This is a genomic window from Capnocytophaga canis (assembly GCF_043187445.1).
Classification (GTDB): Bacteria; Bacteroidota; Bacteroidia; order Flavobacteriales; family Flavobacteriaceae; genus Capnocytophaga; species Capnocytophaga canis.
In genome coordinates, this window is sequence record NZ_CP171121.1 from 712,171 (window position 1) to 732,244 (window position 20,074).

19 protein-coding genes are annotated in these 20,074 nt (G+C 35.8%); 18 read left to right on the forward strand and 1 reads right to left on the reverse strand.

All coding sequences use genetic code 11. The features are described from left to right. The first annotated feature begins 33 nt into the window (after positions 1–33). The 8 genes from ruvB to ACF3OB_RS03215 all read left to right on the forward strand — a co-directional run bounded on the left by ruvB (position 34) and on the right by ACF3OB_RS03215 (position 7,859). Positions 34–1,056 (forward strand): Holliday junction branch migration DNA helicase RuvB, encoded by a 1,023-nt coding sequence (gene ruvB / locus ACF3OB_RS03180; RefSeq protein ID WP_392448303.1) that lies wholly within the window; start codon positions 34–36, stop codon positions 1,054–1,056. A gap of 14 nt (positions 1,057–1,070) precedes the next feature. Next, positions 1,071–3,035, forward strand: a complete 1,965-nt coding sequence (locus ACF3OB_RS03185) for a putative porin (protein ID WP_042343902.1) — start codon at positions 1,071–1,073, stop codon at positions 3,033–3,035. Between the two features lie 112 nt (positions 3,036–3,147). Continuing rightward, complete coding sequence (locus ACF3OB_RS03190; RefSeq protein ID WP_042347423.1) at positions 3,148–3,741, forward strand: RNA polymerase sigma factor; 594 nt, start codon at positions 3,148–3,150, stop codon at positions 3,739–3,741. Next, positions 3,701–4,402, forward strand: a complete 702-nt coding sequence (locus tag ACF3OB_RS03195) for a hypothetical protein (protein WP_392448305.1) — start codon at positions 3,701–3,703, stop codon at positions 4,400–4,402. The genes ACF3OB_RS03190 and ACF3OB_RS03195 overlap by 41 nt, the downstream gene beginning before the upstream one ends. An 18-nt stretch (positions 4,403–4,420) precedes the next feature. After that, positions 4,421–5,554: a hypothetical protein gene (locus tag ACF3OB_RS03200; protein WP_392448307.1), complete on the forward strand. Its 1,134-nt coding sequence runs from the start codon at positions 4,421–4,423 to the stop codon at positions 5,552–5,554. 147 nt (positions 5,555–5,701) lie between these two features. Then, positions 5,702–5,896, forward strand: coding sequence for a 30S ribosomal protein S21 (gene rpsU / locus ACF3OB_RS03205; RefSeq protein WP_042007653.1), 195 nt, complete (start codon positions 5,702–5,704; stop codon positions 5,894–5,896). 97 nt (positions 5,897–5,993) lie between these two features. After that, positions 5,994–6,641 carry a leucyl/phenylalanyl-tRNA--protein transferase gene (gene aat / locus ACF3OB_RS03210; RefSeq protein ID WP_119651967.1) on the forward strand — a complete coding sequence of 216 codons (648 nt, stop codon included), beginning with the start codon at positions 5,994–5,996 and terminating at the stop codon, positions 6,639–6,641. Between the two features lie 57 nt (positions 6,642–6,698). After that, positions 6,699–7,859, forward strand: coding sequence for a class I SAM-dependent RNA methyltransferase (locus ACF3OB_RS03215; protein WP_392448309.1), 1,161 nt, complete (start codon positions 6,699–6,701; stop codon positions 7,857–7,859). Positions 7,860–7,893: 34 nt separating this feature from the next. Here ACF3OB_RS03215 and ACF3OB_RS03220 read toward each other — a convergent pair whose 3' ends face one another. Further along, positions 7,894–8,976 carry a bifunctional 3-deoxy-7-phosphoheptulonate synthase/chorismate mutase type II gene (locus ACF3OB_RS03220; protein ID WP_042007646.1) on the reverse strand — a complete coding sequence of 361 codons (1,083 nt, stop codon included), beginning with the start codon at positions 8,974–8,976 and terminating at the stop codon, positions 7,894–7,896. Positions 8,977–9,359: 383 nt separating this feature from the next. Between ACF3OB_RS03220 and ACF3OB_RS03225 the strand changes: the two genes are divergently transcribed. From ACF3OB_RS03225 to ACF3OB_RS03270, 10 genes are all read left to right on the forward strand, one after another. Then, positions 9,360–10,550 (forward strand): phosphoglycerate kinase, encoded by a 1,191-nt coding sequence (locus tag ACF3OB_RS03225; RefSeq protein WP_042343907.1) that lies wholly within the window; start codon positions 9,360–9,362, stop codon positions 10,548–10,550. 174 nt (positions 10,551–10,724) lie between these two features. Beyond that, complete coding sequence (locus ACF3OB_RS03230; protein WP_392448311.1) at positions 10,725–11,276, forward strand: TlpA family protein disulfide reductase; 552 nt, start codon at positions 10,725–10,727, stop codon at positions 11,274–11,276. A 189-nt stretch (positions 11,277–11,465) separates the two neighbouring features. Further along, on the forward strand, positions 11,466–11,795 hold the full coding sequence (locus ACF3OB_RS03235) for a HesB/IscA family protein (protein WP_041986634.1): 330 nt from the start codon (positions 11,466–11,468) through the stop codon (positions 11,793–11,795). A gap of 73 nt (positions 11,796–11,868) precedes the next feature. Then, positions 11,869–12,258, forward strand: a complete 390-nt coding sequence (locus ACF3OB_RS03240; RefSeq protein WP_392448315.1) for a four helix bundle protein — start codon at positions 11,869–11,871, stop codon at positions 12,256–12,258. 79 nt (positions 12,259–12,337) lie between these two features. Beyond that, complete coding sequence (gene sufB / locus ACF3OB_RS03245) at positions 12,338–13,795, forward strand: Fe-S cluster assembly protein SufB (protein ID WP_041986640.1); 1,458 nt, start codon at positions 12,338–12,340, stop codon at positions 13,793–13,795. Between the two features lie 236 nt (positions 13,796–14,031). Further along, positions 14,032–14,379, forward strand: a complete 348-nt coding sequence (locus tag ACF3OB_RS03250) for a hypothetical protein (protein WP_232745178.1) — start codon at positions 14,032–14,034, stop codon at positions 14,377–14,379. 521 nt (positions 14,380–14,900) lie between these two features. Next, complete coding sequence (locus ACF3OB_RS03255; RefSeq protein WP_095912428.1) at positions 14,901–15,212, forward strand: membrane-binding protein; 312 nt, start codon at positions 14,901–14,903, stop codon at positions 15,210–15,212. Positions 15,213–15,550: 338 nt separating this feature from the next. Continuing rightward, the gene (locus ACF3OB_RS03260; protein ID WP_392448319.1) at positions 15,551–16,951 is read left to right on the forward strand and encodes a hypothetical protein; all 1,401 of its coding nucleotides are present in this window, start codon (positions 15,551–15,553) and stop codon (positions 16,949–16,951) included. 33 nt (positions 16,952–16,984) lie between these two features. Next, positions 16,985–17,722: a Fe-S cluster assembly ATPase SufC gene (gene sufC, locus ACF3OB_RS03265; RefSeq protein ID WP_013998035.1), complete on the forward strand. Its 738-nt coding sequence runs from the start codon at positions 16,985–16,987 to the stop codon at positions 17,720–17,722. Between the two features lie 342 nt (positions 17,723–18,064). Beyond that, positions 18,065–20,011, forward strand: a complete 1,947-nt coding sequence (locus tag ACF3OB_RS03270; RefSeq protein WP_392448321.1) for a hypothetical protein — start codon at positions 18,065–18,067, stop codon at positions 20,009–20,011. Positions 20,012–20,074 lie beyond the last annotated feature (63 nt).

Here is a 20,074-nt window from a genome sequence, read left to right on the forward strand (position 1 = left end):
TCGTTTAGCTACAAAAACACAATAGTTCAAAAAATGAATAAAAATTTGAATCCAAATAAAGAAAACTATTCGGCTCAAGAGTTGGATATTGAACGAGCTTTACGTCCGTTGTCGTTTGACGATTTTGCGGGACAAGAAGCTATTTTGGAGAACCTTACTGTATTTGTAAAAGCAGCTAATATGCGAGGAGAGGCTCTTGATCATACTCTTTTTCACGGTCCTCCTGGCTTGGGAAAAACCACTTTGGCTCATATTTTAGCTAATGAGTTGGGTGTGGGCATCAAAATTACTTCAGGGCCTGTACTCGACAAACCAGGTGATTTGGCAGGACTTCTAACAAATTTACAAGAACGTGATGTGTTGTTCATTGACGAAATTCACCGATTGAGTCCCATAGTTGAGGAATACCTCTATTCCGCTATGGAGGATTACAAGATTGATATAATGATAGAATCAGGGCCTAATGCTCGAACAGTACAAATTAACTTGAACCCTTTTACTTTGGTAGGAGCAACCACACGTTCGGGATTACTTACCGCTCCGATGCGAGCTCGTTTTGGTATTCAAAGCCGATTGCAGTACTACACTACCGAACTACTTGCTGACATCGTCCAACGAAGTGCTTCGATTTTGAAAGTGCCCATTTCAACGGAAGCTGCTATTGAATTAGCAAGTCGAAGTAGAGGAACTCCACGTATTGCCAATGCGTTGTTGCGTCGAATCCGAGATTTTGCCCAAATCAAAGGTAACGGAAAAATTGATATGGAAATCACCCGCTTTGGATTAAAAGCTCTTAATGTTGATGTTCATGGTTTGGACGAAATGGATAATAAAATACTTGCTACTCTAATAGATAAGTTCAAAGGAGGGCCTGTAGGTATAACTACCTTAGCTACAGCTGTTTCGGAAAGTCCTGAAACTATCGAAGAGGTTTATGAACCATTCCTCATTCAAGAGGGATTCATCGTGAGAACACCTCGTGGTAGAGAGGTTACCGATTTGGCATATAAACATTTAGGTAAGGTAAATCCGAATGTACAAGGAAAATTATTTTAAATTATGAGAAAAATATGAAACTAACATACGTATATGTCTTTTTGGTTTTCTTGCTATCTTTTGAACTTATGGCTCAGGAAGATAAAACAAAAAACGAAGGAATTACCTTTAAATCAATGCGTTCTACCAAAAAGAAAGACAGTATTACTTTCACAGCAAACGACTATAAAATAATCAGCTATATGCGTGATACTATAGCCGTCGATACTACTTTATCCATAAAGAAATACTATAAAAGTAATGTTTGGCAGAAAGATATATTTGGAAAAATGCCTTTCTCAAATATGGCACAACCATATAATACAATGGTTTACGACCATATTCAGCAGGACTATCTTGCTTCTATGGGTGCTGAAGCTAAAAAACAACTTTATCTTACTACTGAAGATATAAAATATTATCTATTACCCACCCCTTTGACCGAACTTTCTTACCGTTCAGGAATGGAACAAGGACAGATGGCAAACGCTTTATTTTCAGTAAATTTAAAACCAAATATTAATGTTTTTATTGGATACAGAGGACTGCGTTCTTTGGGAAAATATCAGCAGATTTTGGTTAGCAATGGAAATCTCAGAATAGGAGGTTCCTACATATCTCCGAATAAGAAATATACTCTCTTTGCCCATTATGCAGGACATGATATTGAAAGTCAAGAAAATGGAGGGATTACTTCCTTGGAGCAGTTCGAATCTGCCGACAAGCAATTCAGGAATAGAGCTGTAATGGATGTGAATCTGTCGGAAGCTACCAATCTACGTGAAAGTAAACGTTATTTTTTTCAACAGGATTACGCTTTTTTACGCAATCGGGATTCGTTAGCTTCCTACAAGCAGATTCGTTTGCGTCATCGGTTTTTGTACGAAACCGAATACTACAAATTTAACCAAGCCTCAGCAAGTGAGTTTTTTGGAGAATCTTATGTGTCTGCTAATATCAACGACCGAATGCAGTTACAAAAGATGATTAACACCGTGGGTGCTGAACTTGAGTTGCCTTATCTGGGAAAAACATTCGTGTACGGGAATGCTTATTTCTATAATTATTTTTTCCGTAATGCTTTTTACAAATCGGGAGTACTGCAACGCTATCAAATTAAGGATACTGATCTAAGTTTAGCCATGCAATGGAATAAAAAAGTAGCTGGATTTGTAATTGATGCTGAAGGGGAACAGACATTTGTGGGTAAAATGACGGGAACCAAATTGCACGGAAAACTATCCTATAATTTTGATAAAAAAAATGGAATCACAGCTGGAATAAGCCTCCATTCGACAATGCCTAATTTCAATTTTTTATTGTACCAAAGTGATTATAAGAACTATAATTGGGATAATTACGGTTCTTTTGGCAAAGAAAATAGGCAAAGTTTGTACGGAGATTTAAAAACTCAATGGGGAAATGCTTCCGTAAGTATTTCAAACATAAATAATTATACTTTCTTTCAACTCCAACCTGCTCAGAGAGATGAACGGGAGCAATCGGTTCCTGTACAATATTCGGGGAATATACAATATCTGAAAGTCAAATTAGAAAAAGAATTCGCTTTTAGAAAATTCCGATTGGACAATACAGTTCTTTACCAGAATGTAGTTCAGAATGACTTAGTATTGAACGTTCCTAACTTTGTTACACGCAATGCCTTCTACTACGCTTCGGATTTATTTAATAAAGCGATGTACTTAGAAACAGGTTTGGGATTAAATTACTTCACGAAATATTATTCCAATCGTTACAACCCTCTTTTAGCAGAATTTGAAGTGCAAACCACTGAAAAAACGGGAGGTTTTCCAATGGTCGATTTCTTTTTGAATGCAAAAGTGCGAACCATGCGGATATACTTTATGATAGAACATTTCAATCCCTTTTTGATGGACAGAGTTTTTAAAAACCCACAGTATAATTACTATTCAGCACCACAGCAACCCTATCGTGATGTTATTTTACGTTTGGGAATTTCGTGGAATTTATTTTCGTAAATTACCTTTGGCATCATCTTTTGACAACAGAATTTTTTTTTAAAAAAATACACTCCTTTCCAACCTCTGGAAAGGAGATTTCGTTTATATGGATAGAAAAGCAAATGAACTTATGGCGAAAACCATCAATATAGCATTCGAACAGCGACATGTCATCGAACGTGCTAAGCAAAATGACCGTTTGGCTCAAAAACAACTCTATGACGCTTATGCTCCTACTTTATTGAGCATTTGCCGACTATACATCAAAGATGAACATTTTGCTGAAGATATTTTAGTAAAAGCCTTTTTTAAAATACTTACTCATTTACATGCCTACGAAGAAAAACAACACTTTTTTGCATGGATGCGAAAAATTATTGTAAATGAATGTATTGATTTTCAAAGGAGTAAAATTCAAAAAGTAACGTATTCCGAATGGGATGATTCTTTAGATTCTTTAGATGAATTAAGTAGCAACCATCAATTTGAAGAGGAATATATTCAATCATTTATCGATGAATTGCCTGTCGGATGTCGTCTTGTTTTCAACTTGTATGTATTTGAAGATTATGATCATAAACATATTTCCAACGAGTTAGGCATTTCTGTTGGAACATCAAAATCGCAATTGGCATATGCTAAAAAGTTATTGAAAGAAAAATTAAACAAAAAAACAATTCACAATGGAAAATCATCTGAAAAAAAATATAAAAGAAACTTTTAAGAACCGAACTATCACTCCCAAACGCGATCTGTGGAGTGAATTAGAACAACAGCTTGATCAACAACAGGCATCTACTATGCGAAAAACAAGATACTATGCCCTCGCAGGTTGTTTAACGATACTAATTGCCGTAGGATTATGGTTTATGAAACCATTTTCTGAAAATCAAATTATTGAAAATCAGATTGTTAAATCAGGGGTAAAGTCAGAGAATGAGATAAAAAATCAGCCAGAAAACCTGAAAGAAACATTTGATGTAATATCTCAAAAAGCTATTGTTATTCAAGATAGTAATTCCTCCAAAAAGACTAATTCTTCTATTAAAAATCAAAGAGATAAGGAATTAGATGCTTATATAGACGAGGTGTTGAGTGATGTGTCAGCAGATAAGATGATCGCACTGCTCAATCAAGATGTATCCTTTGAGAGTAAAGTAGATAGTATCTATCAGGCGATGAACTTTCAAAATATTTCTGCCGAAGAATTGCTGTTAATTGCCTCAACAGAAATAAATATTGACCAATACGTTGAATCAAAAATCAATGTCGACACAATGTTACAAGAGTCTGATAAAGAAACTTTTAAAGACCGTATAAAACAATTTTTCGACAAAGTTTCTACCGAATATGACAAATTGAAATACGCACTTTCTAATGATTAATCTAAAAAATATATACCAATGAAAAACACAATTTTAGTAACAATTACTCTTTTATGTTTAGGGAGTTTGAAAGCTCAAAAAAAAGAAAGTCAAGCTATTGAACAAGCAAAACAAGCCATAGACTCTGTTATTACGGCTGAGAAAAAACTGTTAAAACAAAAACTTGTTTTGATTGATGATATGGTGGACAAGAAAGAAGTGTCCAAAGATGAAGGCGAACGATTGCGAAGACAAATCGCCGAAGAAAGCCGTAGGAACATACAAACTAAAACAGCCTTAGAAAGGGAAAAACTCATTACTATTTTAAGATCTAAAACCATCGCAACGGATTCAATTGTAAACAGTGAAGCCTATATGAAAGCCCTTGCTAAATTAGATTCATTGATAGAAAAACCAGTGGAAGAAACCCAAAAAAAGGATACTCACGAAAAAATTGTGATAAACGATGAAATCTACTACATTAAAGCCTCTGGAGAAAGAGTAGAGAAAAGTCAAATTGTAAGAATATACAACCGTTACCGTACGTCCAAAGGAGGATTTAACTTTGCTTTGGGATTCCACACGCTAAATGGTAGTGAAAACTTTGGAGGGGATAAATTCAGAGTATGGGGGTCAAAATCGGTTGAGATTGGTTATTCTCGAAATGTTAGGGTGTTTAAAAACAGTAATTTACTTCATCTAAATTATGGTGTATCATGGGTGATGAACAAATTAAAAATGAAGAACAACGATTACTTTGTAGCCAATAGTGATGGTACAACCACCATCGAACCATTCCGAACTTCACTAAATAAATCAAAATTTAAAAACTTTTATTTGACTCTACCTGTAAATTTGGAAATTGACTTAACGCCAAGCTATGAGAAAAATGGGAAAACGTATTATCCCTATAAAAGGAACTTTCGTGCAGGAATAGGGGCATACGTAGGTGTACTTTTAAATTCCAAACAAGTGTTGTGCTACCAAGAAAATGGAGGAGTTCGTGATGTAAACAAAGGGAATTTCCATGTAAATGACTGGATATATGGAATTTCTGCTCACTTCGGTTACAGATCTTCCGTATTCTATGCCAAATATAATTTAGTTCCACTATTCCGAAACAATCCAGTGAAAGAATATCCATTATCCTTAGGCATACGTTTTGGTGGATAAAATTGTGCATATCATGTAATTTTCTCATCGAAGGAAGCGTTTTAATTCTTTTATATGTTTTCTTACAATAAAAAAATACATTTAATTTGCGAGATTCGAAAATAAGTTGCATATTTGCAACCCTAAATGAGAGGAGGTGTATAGACTATGTTAATAATACCAATTAAAGACGGAGAAAGCATTGATAAAGCTTTAAAACGCTATAAAAGAAAATTTGACAGAACAGGAGTTGTGCGTCAACTTCGTGAAAGACAACATTTTACAAAACCTTCTGTAAAAAGAAGAAGTCAATTGCAACGCGCTCAGTACATCCAACATTTGAAAGATCAAGAGGAAGTATAATGAAAAAAAAGCGTATGCTGTTGTAAAATATAAAAGCAATATAATCAATTGGTTATATTGCTTTTTTGTATTTCTCTATCCAATTTGAAATTAATCAATGGAACTCACTTTTTTATACGAAAACACCCCTTTCCCATCAGTTGAAAAAGCGGTAGAAGGCATAGTAGCCTTTGGAGGAAATCTGACCTGTAAACGACTACTCGAAGCCTATCGCAAAGGAATTTTCCCTTGGTATAGTGACGAAGATCCCATTCTATGGTGGTCACCCGATCCACGATTCGTACTTTTCCCAAAAGAGTTACATGTTTCTAAAAACATGAGAAAGTTACTAAAAAAGAAACCTTACAAAGTGACTTACAATCAACACTTTAAAGAAATCATCACTCAATGTGCCAGTATTTCACGTAAAGGTCAAGATAGCACATGGATTCATCCTGAAATAATTGAAGCCTACATCGAACTCCACCATCAAGGGTTTGCCTATTCGGTTGAAGTTTGGGAAAATGAGGAACTTGTTGGGGGACTTTATGGCATTAAATTGAACGGGATTTTTTGTGGAGAAAGTATGTTTAGCAAACGAAACAATGCTTCTCAGTATGGCTTCATTGTCTTCTTGCAAGAACATCCCGAAATTGAATTAGTCGATTGTCAAATTCACAGTGAATACTTGGAAAAAATGGGAGCTAAAGAAATTCCACGTGCTACTTTTTTAGACATTTTGTCCAAACTAATAGAACAACCATAATTTATAATTCATAATTAGGCATATTATTCCTATATTTGCCATCTGTTTTTTGTTACTATGGAAAAAAATTATAGAATGTTAGCCAAAACTTTTTTTGGTTTTGAAGATATTTTAGCTGATGAGCTTCGGAATTTAGGAGCTACAAACGTTGAAAAAGGAGTTCGTGTAGTATCTTTTGAAGGAGATAAAGGATTTATGTACAAAGCTAATTTGTGTTTGAGAACTGCCTTAAAAGTCTTGAAGCCAATTACTAAATTTTTTATCCGAACAGACAAAGACTACTATCAGAAACTGTATGATTTTCAATGGGACAGATATTTCTCTGTTAATCAAACGTTTGCTATTTCTGTTACCTTACAAACCGACATGTTCAATCATTCTCAATATGTTGGTCTACGAGCTAAAGATGCCATAGTAGATAGATTTCGTGAAAAAATAGGGAAACGCCCAAATGTAGACACATTACACCCTGATTTACAACTACATATACATATTCAAAAAAATGAAGTTACCGTTTCATTGGACAGTTCAGGGGCTTCGTTACACCATCGAGGTTATCGCTCGGCGACCAATATAGCCCCAATAAACGAGGTACTTGCCGCTGGAATTTTATTGTTGAGTGGTTGGCAAGGCCAATCTGATTTTCTGGATCCAATGTGCGGCAGTGGTACATTTTTAATTGAAGCAGCTATGATCGCCTGCAATATCCCTCCTAATATCCATCGTCGTGAATTCGCGTTTGAGAAATGGAACGACTATGATGCTGATTTGTTTGAAAAGATTTTCGACAGTAGCCTAAAAAAAACGAGAGAGTTCAATTACCAATTAGTTGGCTATGACAAAGCTCCATCGGCAGTGGCGAAAGCTAAGGAAAATCTAAAAAATGCGAATCTGTCGGATTATATCGAAATTCGTCAGAAAAATTTCTTTGAAACTGAAAAAGAAGATAAAAAGAGACCTTTATTTATAGCATTCAATCCTCCGTACAATGAACGGTTACATATTGATGTACAAAAATTTTATGAATCGATTGGGAACACGCTTAAAAACAAATATCCAAACACCGACGCTTGGTTCATCACTTCAAATTTAGAAGCATTAAAATTCGTAGGATTACGTCCATCCCGAAAAATAAAGCTTTTTAATGGGAAGTTAGAAAGCAAACTTCTCAATTACAAGATGTATGAAGGAAGTAAAAAGGCGAAATTCGACCTGTAGAGACACAGCTTTTGCGTCTCTACAGTTGATTTGTCTAACTATTAACTATTTTCTCTTGTCGATTGATTGACTCTTGATGGATGGCTTTGTATATTTTTGAGATAAATTCTTCACTCAATCCTCGTTGCTGTCCTTCGACAATCATCTTTCCTAAAATGGTGTACCAACGAGAGTTTTGGAGTACCGCTACGTTTTTCTCACGTTTTAACTTCCCAATACTGTCGGAAAAGGTCATACGTTTCTTGAGAAGGTCAAGCAGTTGATCGTCAATAACATCAATGTTTGATCGTAATTCGGTTAAGGTGTTTTGATAATCTTCTTCCGAGGTTGTTTTCTTGCGAACCTGCAATTGCTTAATGATTTCCGTTAGTTTTTTTGGGGTAACTTGCTGAGCCGCATCACTCCATGCTTGATCTGGAGAAATGTGTGTTTCAATCATCAACCCATCAAAGTTGAGATCTAAAGCAGTTTGCGATACATCAAAAATCATCTCACGATTCCCCGTAATATGCGAAGGGTCACAAAGTAACGGAAGATCAGGAAATTTGTTCTGCAATTCAATTGCTATTTGCCATTCTGGGATATTTCTGTATTTTGTTTTCTCGTACGTAGAAAACCCTCGATGGATAACACCTAAGTTCTTAACACCTGCGCGTTGCAAACGCTCTAAAGCTCCAATCCATAATGGTAAATCGGGATTCACTGGATTCTTAACTAAAATAATTTTATCCGTATTCCTTAACTCATCAGCAATTTCTTGAATAATAAAAGGACTTACGGTAGAACGAGCTCCTATCCAAAGCATATCAATATCATGCTCTAAGGCAAGTTTTACATGGTCTTTGTTGGCTACTTCAGTAGCTACTTTCATACCCGTTTCTTGCTTTACTCTTTGCAACCACTTCAAACCTAAAGCCCCAACTCCTTCAAACATGCCAGGACGTGTACGAGGTTTCCAAATACCTGCTCTAAAGAAAGATACTTTAGTGTTTTTCAATTCCCAAGCGATGCTTAGCACTTGCTCTTCAGTTTCAGCACTACAAGGTCCAGCAATCACCAACGGATGTGGTAACTGCAAATCATCCAACCATTTTCTGTTTTCTTCGGTTATGTTCATGTCAAGTTTTTTGTGTATAATTTCTATAAAATAAAGTAATCGCCAAATAAAGTTTGGAGACTCACAATATCAAAAGAATTTTTTATTTCAAAATCTTAAGGCACAAAGATAATTAAAAAAAGCATATATGTTTACAGTCCAAATCATTATTTTGCTAAAAATCACAATTTTTCTGGTTCTATTTGTTTTTTCGCATACATGTAAATTTATAGTACTTCTTAATAGTAAAGTTAGATGTTGACAAAGATATGTTATTGATGAACAATATTTTACCCTCCCAAAAAGATGTAGCTTAAAACTTTCAGAACCATAAAGTTGTTTTTCTTTTTAGAAATTTGTAACTTTGAGGCTTTAAAAAATATAATTATAATTCATTACATACGATGAAAACCATAGACAATTTTAATTTCAAAGACAAAAAAGCGTTGATCCGTGTGGATTTCAACGTGCCTTTAGACGAGAATTTTAAAGTAACTGATACAACGCGTATCGAGGCAGCAAAACCAACCATCGAAAAAATATTGAAAGATGGAGGTAGTGTAGTTTTAATGAGCCACTTAGGTCGTCCAAAAGGAGAAAGAAATGACAAATACTCACTCAGACATATTGTGGATGAAGTTTCTAAAGTATTAGGAAAATCTGTTCAATTTGTTGACGACTGTGTAGGTGAAAAAGTAGAAAAAGTGGTCGCAAGTCTTCCTGCTGGAAGTATTCTTTTGCTTGAAAACCTACGTTTCTATGCTGAAGAAGAAAAAGGAAACGAAGAGTTTTCTAGCAAATTGGCAAAATTGGGAGATATCTACGTAAACGACGCTTTTGGAACAGCACACCGAGCTCATGCATCGACCACAATCGTTGCAAAATTCTTTCCGAATAACAAATGCTTCGGATATTTATTAGCTAAAGAAATCGAAAGTATTGATAAAGTGATGAAATCAGGAGAAAAACCTGTAACTGCTATTTTAGGAGGTTCGAAAGTGTCTTCAAAAATAACCATCATCGAAAATATCTTGGATAAAGTAAACCACTTGATTATCGGTGGAGGTATGGCATATACATTCATTAAAGCACAAGGAGGTAAAGTAGGAAATTCTATATGCGAAGATGATAAATTGCAATTAGCATTAGATATTTTAGCAAAAGCGAAAAGCAAAGGAGTTGAAGTGCATCTACCCGTAGACGTGGTTGCAGCCGATGATTTCAGCAATGATGCTAAAACACAAGAAGTGGATATTACCAACATTCCTGACGGATGGCAAGGATTAGACGCAGGTACAAAAAGTTTAGCGAATTTTAAAGAGGTTATATTAAAGTCAAAAACAATCCTTTGGAATGGGCCAGTGGGAGTTTTCGAAATGCCTACATTTGCTAAAGGAACTATCGAAATAGGTAATTTCATTGATGAGGCTACCAAAAAAGGAGCTTTCTCACTTGTGGGAGGTGGAGATTCAGTAGCAGCTGTGAAACAATTTGGTTTTGAGAACAAAGTAAGCTATGTTTCTACAGGTGGAGGTGCCATGTTAGAAAGTCTTGAAGGGTTAGTACTTCCAGGAATTCAAGCAATTTACGAGTAATCTCACTAAATAAACATAAAAAGAAACGACAATTCCCTATATAAACTATAAGGGATTGTCGTTTCTGCATTGTACTCAGATAATATAAAAATCATTCTATGAAAACTTTCAGTAGGTAGATTGCATAAATAGTTACATATTTCATATCTTTGTCCACATAAATTTTGTATATAAATGAAACTAAGAACTGTTTTGAACCTCGGACTGATTTTATTAGTTCTCGCTTTTTTCGTAACTCCTTTGGGATATGAAAGTAAGATAATCTTACAACGGATATTTTCCAGCTCGGTTGAAGTTCTTCCTACCAATGAACAATATAAAATTGACTTTGATTGGAAATTAAAAGACCGAGATAATAAAGAGTTCAACTTTTCTCAGTCAGAAGGAAAGAAACCTTCCTTTGTTTATTTCTGGTCATCGTGGAGAGTTACCAGTGTTGCCGACTTATCTGGCATACAAAAGCTCTACAATGACTACAAAGAGAAAGTTGATTTCTATATAATTACTAATGAATTGCCTTCTCCGGTAGAAGAATTAATGTCCAAGAGAGGCTATAACTTTAAAGTGACTTATTTAATCATAGGTGAGAAAATGCCTTTTGATGCAGAAAAAATACCTTCGGGATATATCGTTGACAAACACGGAGTTGTCCGAGCAAAAAGCGAACGAATTGCAAATTGGAATAGTGATAAAGTTCGCAGTTTGTTAGATACCATTTCAAAGTAACTTTCAAAGAAATTCTAACTATTTTTCAACCACTTACGGATTAATAATAAGAAAATCTTATACCAACATACGTATAATTTAATTGTATATATGTTGGTATTTGAATTATATATGCTATTTTTGCCGACAAAACCTGATATATATCATATATTTAGCTTTTTTTAGAAAGTAATCAAAACATAAAACACAATGATTCAAGTATCTGAACAAGCAAAAAAGAAACTAATTTCCTTAATGGAAGATGATAATTTCGACCCTACAACCGATTTTGTACGTGTGGGCGTAAAAAGCGGTGGTTGTAGCGGACTTTCCTACGAACTCAAATTCGACAAAACTACTGACGCCGACGATAAAATATTCGAAAACAACGGAATACGCATTGCTGTAAACAAAAAAAGTTTTCTCTATTTGGTAGGTACAATCCTTGAATATTCAGGCGGACTTAACGGAAAAGGCTTTGTATTCAACAATCCCAACGCTAACAGAACTTGCGGCTGCGGAGAGAGTTTTTCGTTGTAAATATTTCAGGGTTCAAAGTTTAATGTTCAAGGTTTTGTCGGAAACTTTACACATTCAATCCTAAAAACACAATATGGCTACGATAAAAAGATTTGAAGACTTAGAAATTTGGCAATTGGCAAGAATACTTAGCAATGATATTTATCAAATCATCGAAAATTCAGCACTTAAAAGCAATTTTCGTTTAAGTAATCAAATTGATGGTGCATCTGGCTCAATAATGGATAATATCGCAGAAGGCTTTGAACGTAACGGGAATAAGGAATTTATACAATTTTTATCAATAGCGAAGGCTTCTTGTGGAGAGACAAGGTCGCAATTGTATCGAATTTTGGATAGAGGATTCATTTCTGAAGAACAATTTATCAAACTAAAAAATCAAACTGAAATTTTAAGCAAGAAAATAAATACATTTATCAATTATTTAATTAACAGCAATTTAAAAGGCATAAAATATAAGTAATTTTAAGGTTACATATTCAGAGTTCACTCTTTAAACCTTGAACTTTGAACCTCAGACCTTAAACTTAAAAACTAAAACTATGGCAAAATACACAGAAGACGATTTACGTGACGAACTACAAACCAAGGAATATGCCTATGGTTTTTATACCGATATCGAAGCCGAAACATTCCCAAAGGGGCTCAATGAGGAAATTGTAATTGCGATTTCCAAAAAGAAAAACGAGCCTGAATGGATGACCAATTGGCGTCTCGAAGCCTTCCGCATTTGGAAAGAAATGGAAGAACCCGAGTGGGCAAATGTAAAATACGAAAAACCAGATTTCCAAGACATTTCGTATTATTCCGCACCCAAGCAGAAACCTCAATACGAAAGTTTAGATGAAGTAGACCCAAAACTTCTTGAAACTTTTAACAAATTGGGTATTTCCATCGAAGAGCAGAAACGTTTAACAGGCGTTGCCCCTGTTGCGATGGACATCGTGATGGATTCCGTTTCGGTGGCGACAACTTTCAAAAAGACGTTAGCAGAAAAAGGAATCATATTCTGTTCTATCTCCGAAGCCATTCAAGAACACCCCGAATTGGTGAAAAAATACATCGGCTCTGTCGTACCTAAAACCGACAATTTCTATGCTGCCCTGAACTCGGCGGTATTTTCCGACGGCTCTTTCTGTTATGTTCCCAAAGGGGTGCGTTGTCCGATGGAACTTTCTACCTATTTCCGAATCAATCAGGCAGGTACAGGGCAGTTCGAGCGTACATTGGTAATTGCCGATGAAGGTAGCTACGTGTCTTATCTTGAAGGATGTACCGCTCCGCAACGTGACGAAAACCAATTACACGCTGCCGTAGTGGAGCTGATAGCTTTGGACAATGCCGAGATAAAATACTCAACCGTTCAGAATTGGTTCCCGGGGGATAAAGATGGTAAAGGAGGGGTTTTCAATTTTGTAACCAAACGCGGACTATGTGAAAAGAACGCTAAAATATCTTGGACACAGGTTGAGACAGGTTCCGCAGTGACGTGGAAATATCCATCGTGTGTGCTCAAAGGTGATAATTCGATTGGGGAATTTTACTCCATCGCCGTAACCAATCACTTCCAACAGGCGGATACAGGAACCAAAATGATTCACTTAGGGAAAAACACCCGTTCAACAATCATTTCAAAAGGGATTTCTGCCGGACAATCGCAGAATTCTTACCGAGGATTGGTGAAAGTTAGTCCGAACGCCGAGAATGCACGAAACTTCTCGCAATGTGATTCCCTCTTGATGGGCAACGAGTGCGGAGCTCATACCTTCCCATATATCGAAGCAAAAAACAAAACCGCTCAAATAGAACACGAAGCCACAACCTCCAAAATTGGGGAAGACCAAATTTTCTACTGCAACCAACGCGGTATCGACACGGAAAAAGCCATCGCCCTAATTGTAAACGGCTTCAGCAAGGAGGTTTTAAACAAACTCCCAATGGAATTTGCCGTAGAAGCTCAGAAATTATTAGAAATCTCTTTGGAAGGAAGCGTCGGATAGGTCGAGAGGCTCGACACCCAATAATCTTTTTCAAAAAGAAAGATGAAAAAGCCAAGTTTCAAGCTATTTTTCACAGAAAACAACCATAACAAGGCGTTAATACAGTAGGGGTGTATTGCAATACACCCTTACATCGTTTAAAATAATGTAATATAAAGCATTTCCCTATATAGATAAAGTGTATTTCATCAAAATATTTTGTTTTTCTATAAGGGATGAGACAAATCCCTAAAGGGATGGAACATTTTTTATCAGGGATAATGTATTTCCCTAAAGGGATGAGCAATATCCTTAATGGTACAAGGCATTTCCCTAAAGGGATGAACAATATCCTTAATGGTACAAGGCATTTCCCTAAAGGGATAGAGTGTTCCCCTAAAGGGATAGAGTGTTTCCCTAAGGGGATAGAGTGTTTCCCTAAGGGGATGAACAATATCCCTAAAGAGATGGACAATATCCCTAATAGTACAAGGCATTTCCTTGTAGAGGCGAAAGATATTTCGCCCGTATATTGTGTAGGACGATATGATATAAAATATTTCCCCGTAGGGGCAAAACATCTTTTGCCCTTACATTGTGCATAGTGATGTGATATGAGATGTTTCCCCGTAGGGGCGTATTGCAATACGCCCGTACATTATGTAAAGCGATTATGATATAAGATATTTCCCGTAGGGGCGTATTGCAATACGCCCGTACATTATGCAGGACAATATGATGTAAGATATTCCCCGTAGGGGCAAAACATCTTTTGTCCTTACATTGTGCATAGTGATGTGATATGAGATGTTTCCCCGTAGGGGCGTATTGCAATACGCCCGTACATTATGTAGAGCAATTATGATATAAGATATTTTGCCCGTACATTGTATAGAGCAATGTGATATAAGGTGTTTTTTAAGCAATATAGATATAAATTAACATCAGCAGAAATACAATCCACGTTACAAAAACAAAAACTGTTGATAAATACGTTCATAAAAAGCTGATAATAAGTAATATTTGGCTCGATATTTGCTTGTTTTTTAATAAAATAGCCCAAAAACTAATGGATAACAAAGGTGGAAGGCTTAAACGGAATATTAACCATTAAAATCGAATTATTATGGCAAGGAAATCGTATGCAGAAAACATCAAATCTGTAAAGTTAATGATTGACGGGCTTAGAAATCACAAGGATAATCTACCCGCAGGGATTGATGAGGCTTTTATCAATGAGTTGGAAGCCTTAAAAAACAAAGTCGAAACCCTAAACAGCGAACAAGAGAAGCTGAAAGCCGATTTAAAATCGAAAACTGAGGAGTTCGACAAGCAACTCAAGCTGCTTACCGACAAACAATCGGTTGCTCGGAAAAGAACCAAGATGGATTATCAGCAAAGTCAGTGGCGAGAATTTGGCATTGAGGATAAAAGATAAGTCCGCAAGGTGGTACAAAACAAAAAAATGTAGGGGCGGAAAACATTTCGCCCGTACATTGTGTATAGCAATGTGATATGAGGTGTTTTCCTGTAAGGGCGTATTGCAATACGCCCGTACATTATGTAGGGCAATGTGATATGAAATATTTCCCCGTAGGGGCAAAACATCTTTTGCCCTTACATTGTGCATAGTGATATGATATGAGATATTTTCCCGTAGGGGCATATTGCAATACGTCCGTACACAATATTTTCCAAACAAAGAAAGGTAACATCACACCTTAAATAAAACCAAAAATAACTGACATATAACTACTATTACAAACATAACGATTTATGAAACAAGCATTTTTATTCATCACACTTTGGGCTTTGGTAAGTACATCTTGCAGCAAAGCAGAACATACTGAACCCTCAAAAGAACAAGAAATCCCTAAGCCGGAGCAAGAAGCTCCAAAAGGAAATATATCCAAAGAGAAGGTCAAACAATTTTTCGTAGAACACCTATCGGGTAAAATGACGTCTTTTCAAGAAGGGAAAACCTTGTCGCTTACTGAAATAGCCCATACGCAACAAGAAATTTGGCAAAGTTGGAAAGAAGCAAACCAAAGTTTTTCTGAAGAGAAGTTAGGAGATTTAGCTCCTCTTACCAATGCTACTCAAGGCAATCGTTGGCAACTTCCTGTTAACTTGGAGGCAAATGCTACAATGCCTTTCTATTGGGCTTCCAAAGGCAATCAACCTGAAAAAGGGTATCCGCTTTTTGTGTATATGCACGGGTCGGGCGATAAACATCAGGAGTGGGCTAACGGAAAGATTCTTGCACAACGCTTTGAAGATGCTCCATCTGCCTATTTCATTCCGCAAATTCCCAATACGGGCGAACTATATCGTTGGTGGCAAAAGTCAAAACAATTTACTTGGGAGAAACTACTCCGATTGGCTTTTCTTTCAGGGAAAGTAGACGCTAATAGAGTGTATTTCTTCGGAATATCTGAAGGAGGTTACGGAAGTCAGCGATTAGCTTCTTTTTATGCTGATTATTTAGCGGGAGCAGGTCCGATGGCAGGAGGCGAACCACTCATAAACGCTCCGGTAGAAAACTGCCGAAATATTGCTTTTTCACTGCGAACAGGGGCAAACGATAATATGTTTCATCGAGATTTATTTACTCGATATGCTAAAGAAGAATTTGAAAAGTTTAAAGCCGAAGACCCTCAGGGATTTGTACATCACATTGAGTTGATTCCTAACAAAGGACACGGAATAGACTATCGCCCTACGACACCTTGGCTAAAGCAATATACACGTAATCCGCATCCGAAAAAAGTAGTTTGGGAGGATTTCCCGATGGACGGCATCTACCGAAAAGGATTTTATAACATTGCCATCAAAGAACGTGGAGCAGAACGTGTGCGTTACACGATGAACATCATTGATAACAAAGTAAGTATCAATGTTGATGAAGTTACTTATAAGGGAATTGAAAGAAGTCCTCGTTGGAACTTATTCACGAAATATCAAAAAACGCATATTCCTTTGCAGAAAGGAAAATTTGTTGTTTATTTGAACCAAAATTTGGTGGATTTCAGCAAAGAAGTTACTGTTGTAGTGAATAATAAACAAGTTTTTAAAGGAATGCTACAATCTGATGTTCAACACCTTGTCAATAGCTGTGCTACTTTCTTTGACCCTGAAAGAGTATTCCCTGCTGCAGTGGAAGTACACCTAAATTAAAATAGAAAATAAATTAAAAAATCAATATATAAAATGTTAGAGATAAAGAACTTACACGCCTCTGTAGAGGATAAAGAAATTTTAAAAGGCATCAACCTGAATGTAAAAGCAGGTGAGGTTCACGCCATTATGGGACCTAATGGAGCAGGAAAATCCACGCTTTCGGCAGTGATTTCGGGCAATGAAAACTTCGAAGTTACTGAGGGAGACATCATTTTGGAAGGAGAAAGCATTTTGGAAGACGCTCCCGAAGAAAGAGCCCATAAGGGAATATTTATGTCCTTTCAATATCCTGTGGAAATCCCCGGAATTTCCGTTACAAACTTCATAAAAACTGCGGTAAACGAAGCGAGAAAAGCTCGTGGTGAAGAGGAAATGCCTGCGGCTGAACTTCTAAAGAAAATCCGCGAGAAAGCTGAACTTTTGGAAATCAACAAAGATTTCTTATCTCGTTCGCTCAACGAAGGTTTTTCAGGGGGAGAAAAGAAACGTAACGAAATCTTCCAAATGGCAATGCTTGAGCCAAAAGTCGCAATATTGGACGAAACAGACTCCGGATTGGATATCGACGCTCTTCGTATCGTGGCAAACGGAGTAAACAAACTAAAAAGCCAAAACAATGCGGTAATTGTTATCACACACTATCAGCGTTTGTTGGAGTACATCGTTCCGGATTATGTTCACGTACTTGCCGATGGAAAAATCGTGAAGTCGGGCGGAAAAGAACTCGCTCTCGAACTTGAAGAAAAAGGCTATGATTGGCTAAAATAAAAACAAATCAAATAACAAAAGGTTTAAAGCGTTTGCTTTAAACCTTTTGTTATTTGATAACATATTCGAGCATTAAAACAAATTGATTTGAAGAAGTGTAATTTGAAGGGGGGCATTAAAGCGAAGTTTAAATTGATAAGTATAAAAATGTTTTTGTAATTTTGGCTTTTCTGAAGATGAATCAAAAAGAATAAAAAACGATTAAAAATAGTAATATGGCAAGGATATTAACAGGCATACAAAGCACAGGAACTCCTCACTTAGGAAATATTTAGATGTCAAGTATAAAACATCTCTATTAATTTCTACGACCTTTAAAACAATCAAACAAAACAAACAACTATGAAGAAGGTATATTTAATGATTTTGTTTTTAACTTCATTCTGCGGTTTTTCACAAACTGAAGAAGAGGTACGCAAAGAACTTGAGGAACTTTTTACCAATTGTAAAAATACAAATCCTAATGATATTCTTCCCTTTTATGTGGATAGAAAATTAGGACTTATGAATAAGAAAACGATGCAAACCCTCGTTAAGCCAATTCATACCAGTATTTACATTGAAAGTTTTTCTCCGATTAGAGGAAAAGTGATTTATAGTGCATTTGATGAGCATTATTACACATTTTCGGTAGATAAAAACTGGAAAATTTCAACTAAAGAAGAAATAAATTACAGTTGTGTTTTATATTCTCCTTCTTATAAGAAATCAAAATATGAATTTGTACCTTCAGATAAGTTATCAAAAGGGTTTCAGATAAAAAACAGAACTGTATTTTTCGCCAAAGAATATGAAAGTTGTAACTATTTTGGAGATAATGATGTTTTTAAGTATAAAGGAAAATACTATTTAATTGTATGTAAAAAAGTTGAAGATGGATATTTGTATGCTATCATAGACCAACAAGGCAATATTTCAGAGCATTTTAATTACAAACATTCGTGGATTGATGTAAACAAATATGCTTCCAATGAAAATGACGTTTGGCTTAAAGTTCAAGACTCGGCAATGAGTAAGAATAAAGTAATAGGCTTTATCAATATGTCAGGAGAAGAAAAATTGAAGAATCAAGTTCCTGATGATATTTCTGCCTTAACGGTAATTTTCGGCTACGGAATAGCCAAAAATATTAATAAAGAAAATTATGCTGTTGTGGATTTGGTAAAAATGGAATGGGTTATTCCTCCGCAAGAGAAATTGGTTTTCAGAGACTTAATTGTGGACACCGACAAGAAAGTTAATCGGCACGATATTAAAAATCGGGCAAAATATCGTATTCTGATAAGCACAGATAGCTATTCAAGAGATTTTTATATGGACTTCAGCGGAAAAAAATTCCTTCCGAAAGAGTTTGACAATCAAGAAGAAAACCTAACTCCAGAAATATTTGCCCAAAATAAGATAAAAGACTTCTTCAAAGACTACGATGCGAACTCCATTGGCAATATTTTGTATTTCCAACGAGGATTTGACACAGGATACATTGATGCAGAAACAATGGAAGAAATCGTTCCGCCTTCAGGCAGTCCAATCTTAATACAAGGGGAGCTTTCTACTCCAAAAATAAAAGGGAATTTCTATTCTCACAACGGATTTTTTGAGTTTGAATACCACCCTACAAGTGGCTTGGAACTGAAACCTTACAAAAAATATGCTTCTCTACATCCAATTGGTGACCTAAACATAGAGGAAGTAAAAACAGAGATAAAGACCATTTATGTTGAGGAAAAACCCAAAAAAGCAACTCCCAACAACAAGAATTTTGAATATGTTGATATTATTACTCATAACGGAAACACCTATGTTTTAGCTCGAAAGTTATCAAAAGAAAATTCTATGATGGGAATTGTTAATGCAAAAGACAAACCTTTGCCTTCTTTTGAGTTTGAATACGAAACGATTGAGCAAAATACGTTTGCAAAAGATAATATTTGGTTTCTGACCAAGAAAAAAGGAGAAGAATACAGCCATTTTACGAGTATTTCGGGTGATACAAAAACTCTGTTCATCAAGGAAATAAAGAAAAAACGATTAGGATACGCCATTGCAGAATCTATAAATAATACAATGGGAGTTATTGACCTTACCACAATGCAATGGGTTATCAAACCTCAAAAGCAGTTACATTTTTTAGATTTCAGACATACTTCAAAAGAAGAAATTGACACGCAAAACATTGAAAACAGAACAAAAGCAAGGCTATATATTCTCGTATATCAAGATGATTATCAATACTTCATTGATTTGAAAGGCAAAAAATATATTCCTGAAAAATATTTGAAGGAATAACTCTTAAAAATATACATATTATAAAATTCACAGCCGTCCGAAAGTTTTTTGAAAACGACATAA

Bases quoted from the DNA above. Each gene is read 5' to 3' on its own strand.
- ruvB (WP_392448303.1), top strand. From the start codon at position 34: ATGAATAAAAATTTGAATCCAAATAAAGAAAACTATTCGGCTCAAGAG.
- ACF3OB_RS03185 (WP_042343902.1), top strand. From the start codon at position 1,071: ATGAAACTAACATACGTATATGTCTTTTTGGTTTTCTTGCTATCTTTT.
- ACF3OB_RS03190 (WP_042347423.1), top strand. From the start codon at position 3,148: ATGGCGAAAACCATCAATATAGCATTCGAACAGCGACATGTCATCGAA.
- ACF3OB_RS03195 (WP_392448305.1), top strand. From the start codon at position 3,701: ATGGAAAATCATCTGAAAAAAAATATAAAAGAAACTTTTAAGAACCGA.
- ACF3OB_RS03200 (WP_392448307.1), top strand. From the start codon at position 4,421: ATGAAAAACACAATTTTAGTAACAATTACTCTTTTATGTTTAGGGAGT.
- rpsU (WP_042007653.1), top strand. From the start codon at position 5,702: ATGTTAATAATACCAATTAAAGACGGAGAAAGCATTGATAAAGCTTTA.
- aat (WP_119651967.1), top strand. From the start codon at position 5,994: ATGGAACTCACTTTTTTATACGAAAACACCCCTTTCCCATCAGTTGAA.
- ACF3OB_RS03215 (WP_392448309.1), top strand. From the start codon at position 6,699: ATGGAAAAAAATTATAGAATGTTAGCCAAAACTTTTTTTGGTTTTGAA.
- ACF3OB_RS03220 (WP_042007646.1), bottom strand. From the start codon at position 8,976: ATGAACATAACCGAAGAAAACAGAAAATGGTTGGATGATTTGCAGTTA.
- ACF3OB_RS03225 (WP_042343907.1), top strand. From the start codon at position 9,360: ATGAAAACCATAGACAATTTTAATTTCAAAGACAAAAAAGCGTTGATC.
- ACF3OB_RS03230 (WP_392448311.1), top strand. From the start codon at position 10,725: ATGAAACTAAGAACTGTTTTGAACCTCGGACTGATTTTATTAGTTCTC.
- ACF3OB_RS03235 (WP_041986634.1), top strand. From the start codon at position 11,466: ATGATTCAAGTATCTGAACAAGCAAAAAAGAAACTAATTTCCTTAATG.
- ACF3OB_RS03240 (WP_392448315.1), top strand. From the start codon at position 11,869: ATGGCTACGATAAAAAGATTTGAAGACTTAGAAATTTGGCAATTGGCA.
- sufB (WP_041986640.1), top strand. From the start codon at position 12,338: ATGGCAAAATACACAGAAGACGATTTACGTGACGAACTACAAACCAAG.
- ACF3OB_RS03250 (WP_232745178.1), top strand. From the start codon at position 14,032: ATGGAACATTTTTTATCAGGGATAATGTATTTCCCTAAAGGGATGAGC.
- ACF3OB_RS03255 (WP_095912428.1), top strand. From the start codon at position 14,901: ATGGCAAGGAAATCGTATGCAGAAAACATCAAATCTGTAAAGTTAATG.
- ACF3OB_RS03260 (WP_392448319.1), top strand. From the start codon at position 15,551: ATGAAACAAGCATTTTTATTCATCACACTTTGGGCTTTGGTAAGTACA.
- sufC (WP_013998035.1), top strand. From the start codon at position 16,985: ATGTTAGAGATAAAGAACTTACACGCCTCTGTAGAGGATAAAGAAATT.
- ACF3OB_RS03270 (WP_392448321.1), top strand. From the start codon at position 18,065: ATGAAGAAGGTATATTTAATGATTTTGTTTTTAACTTCATTCTGCGGT.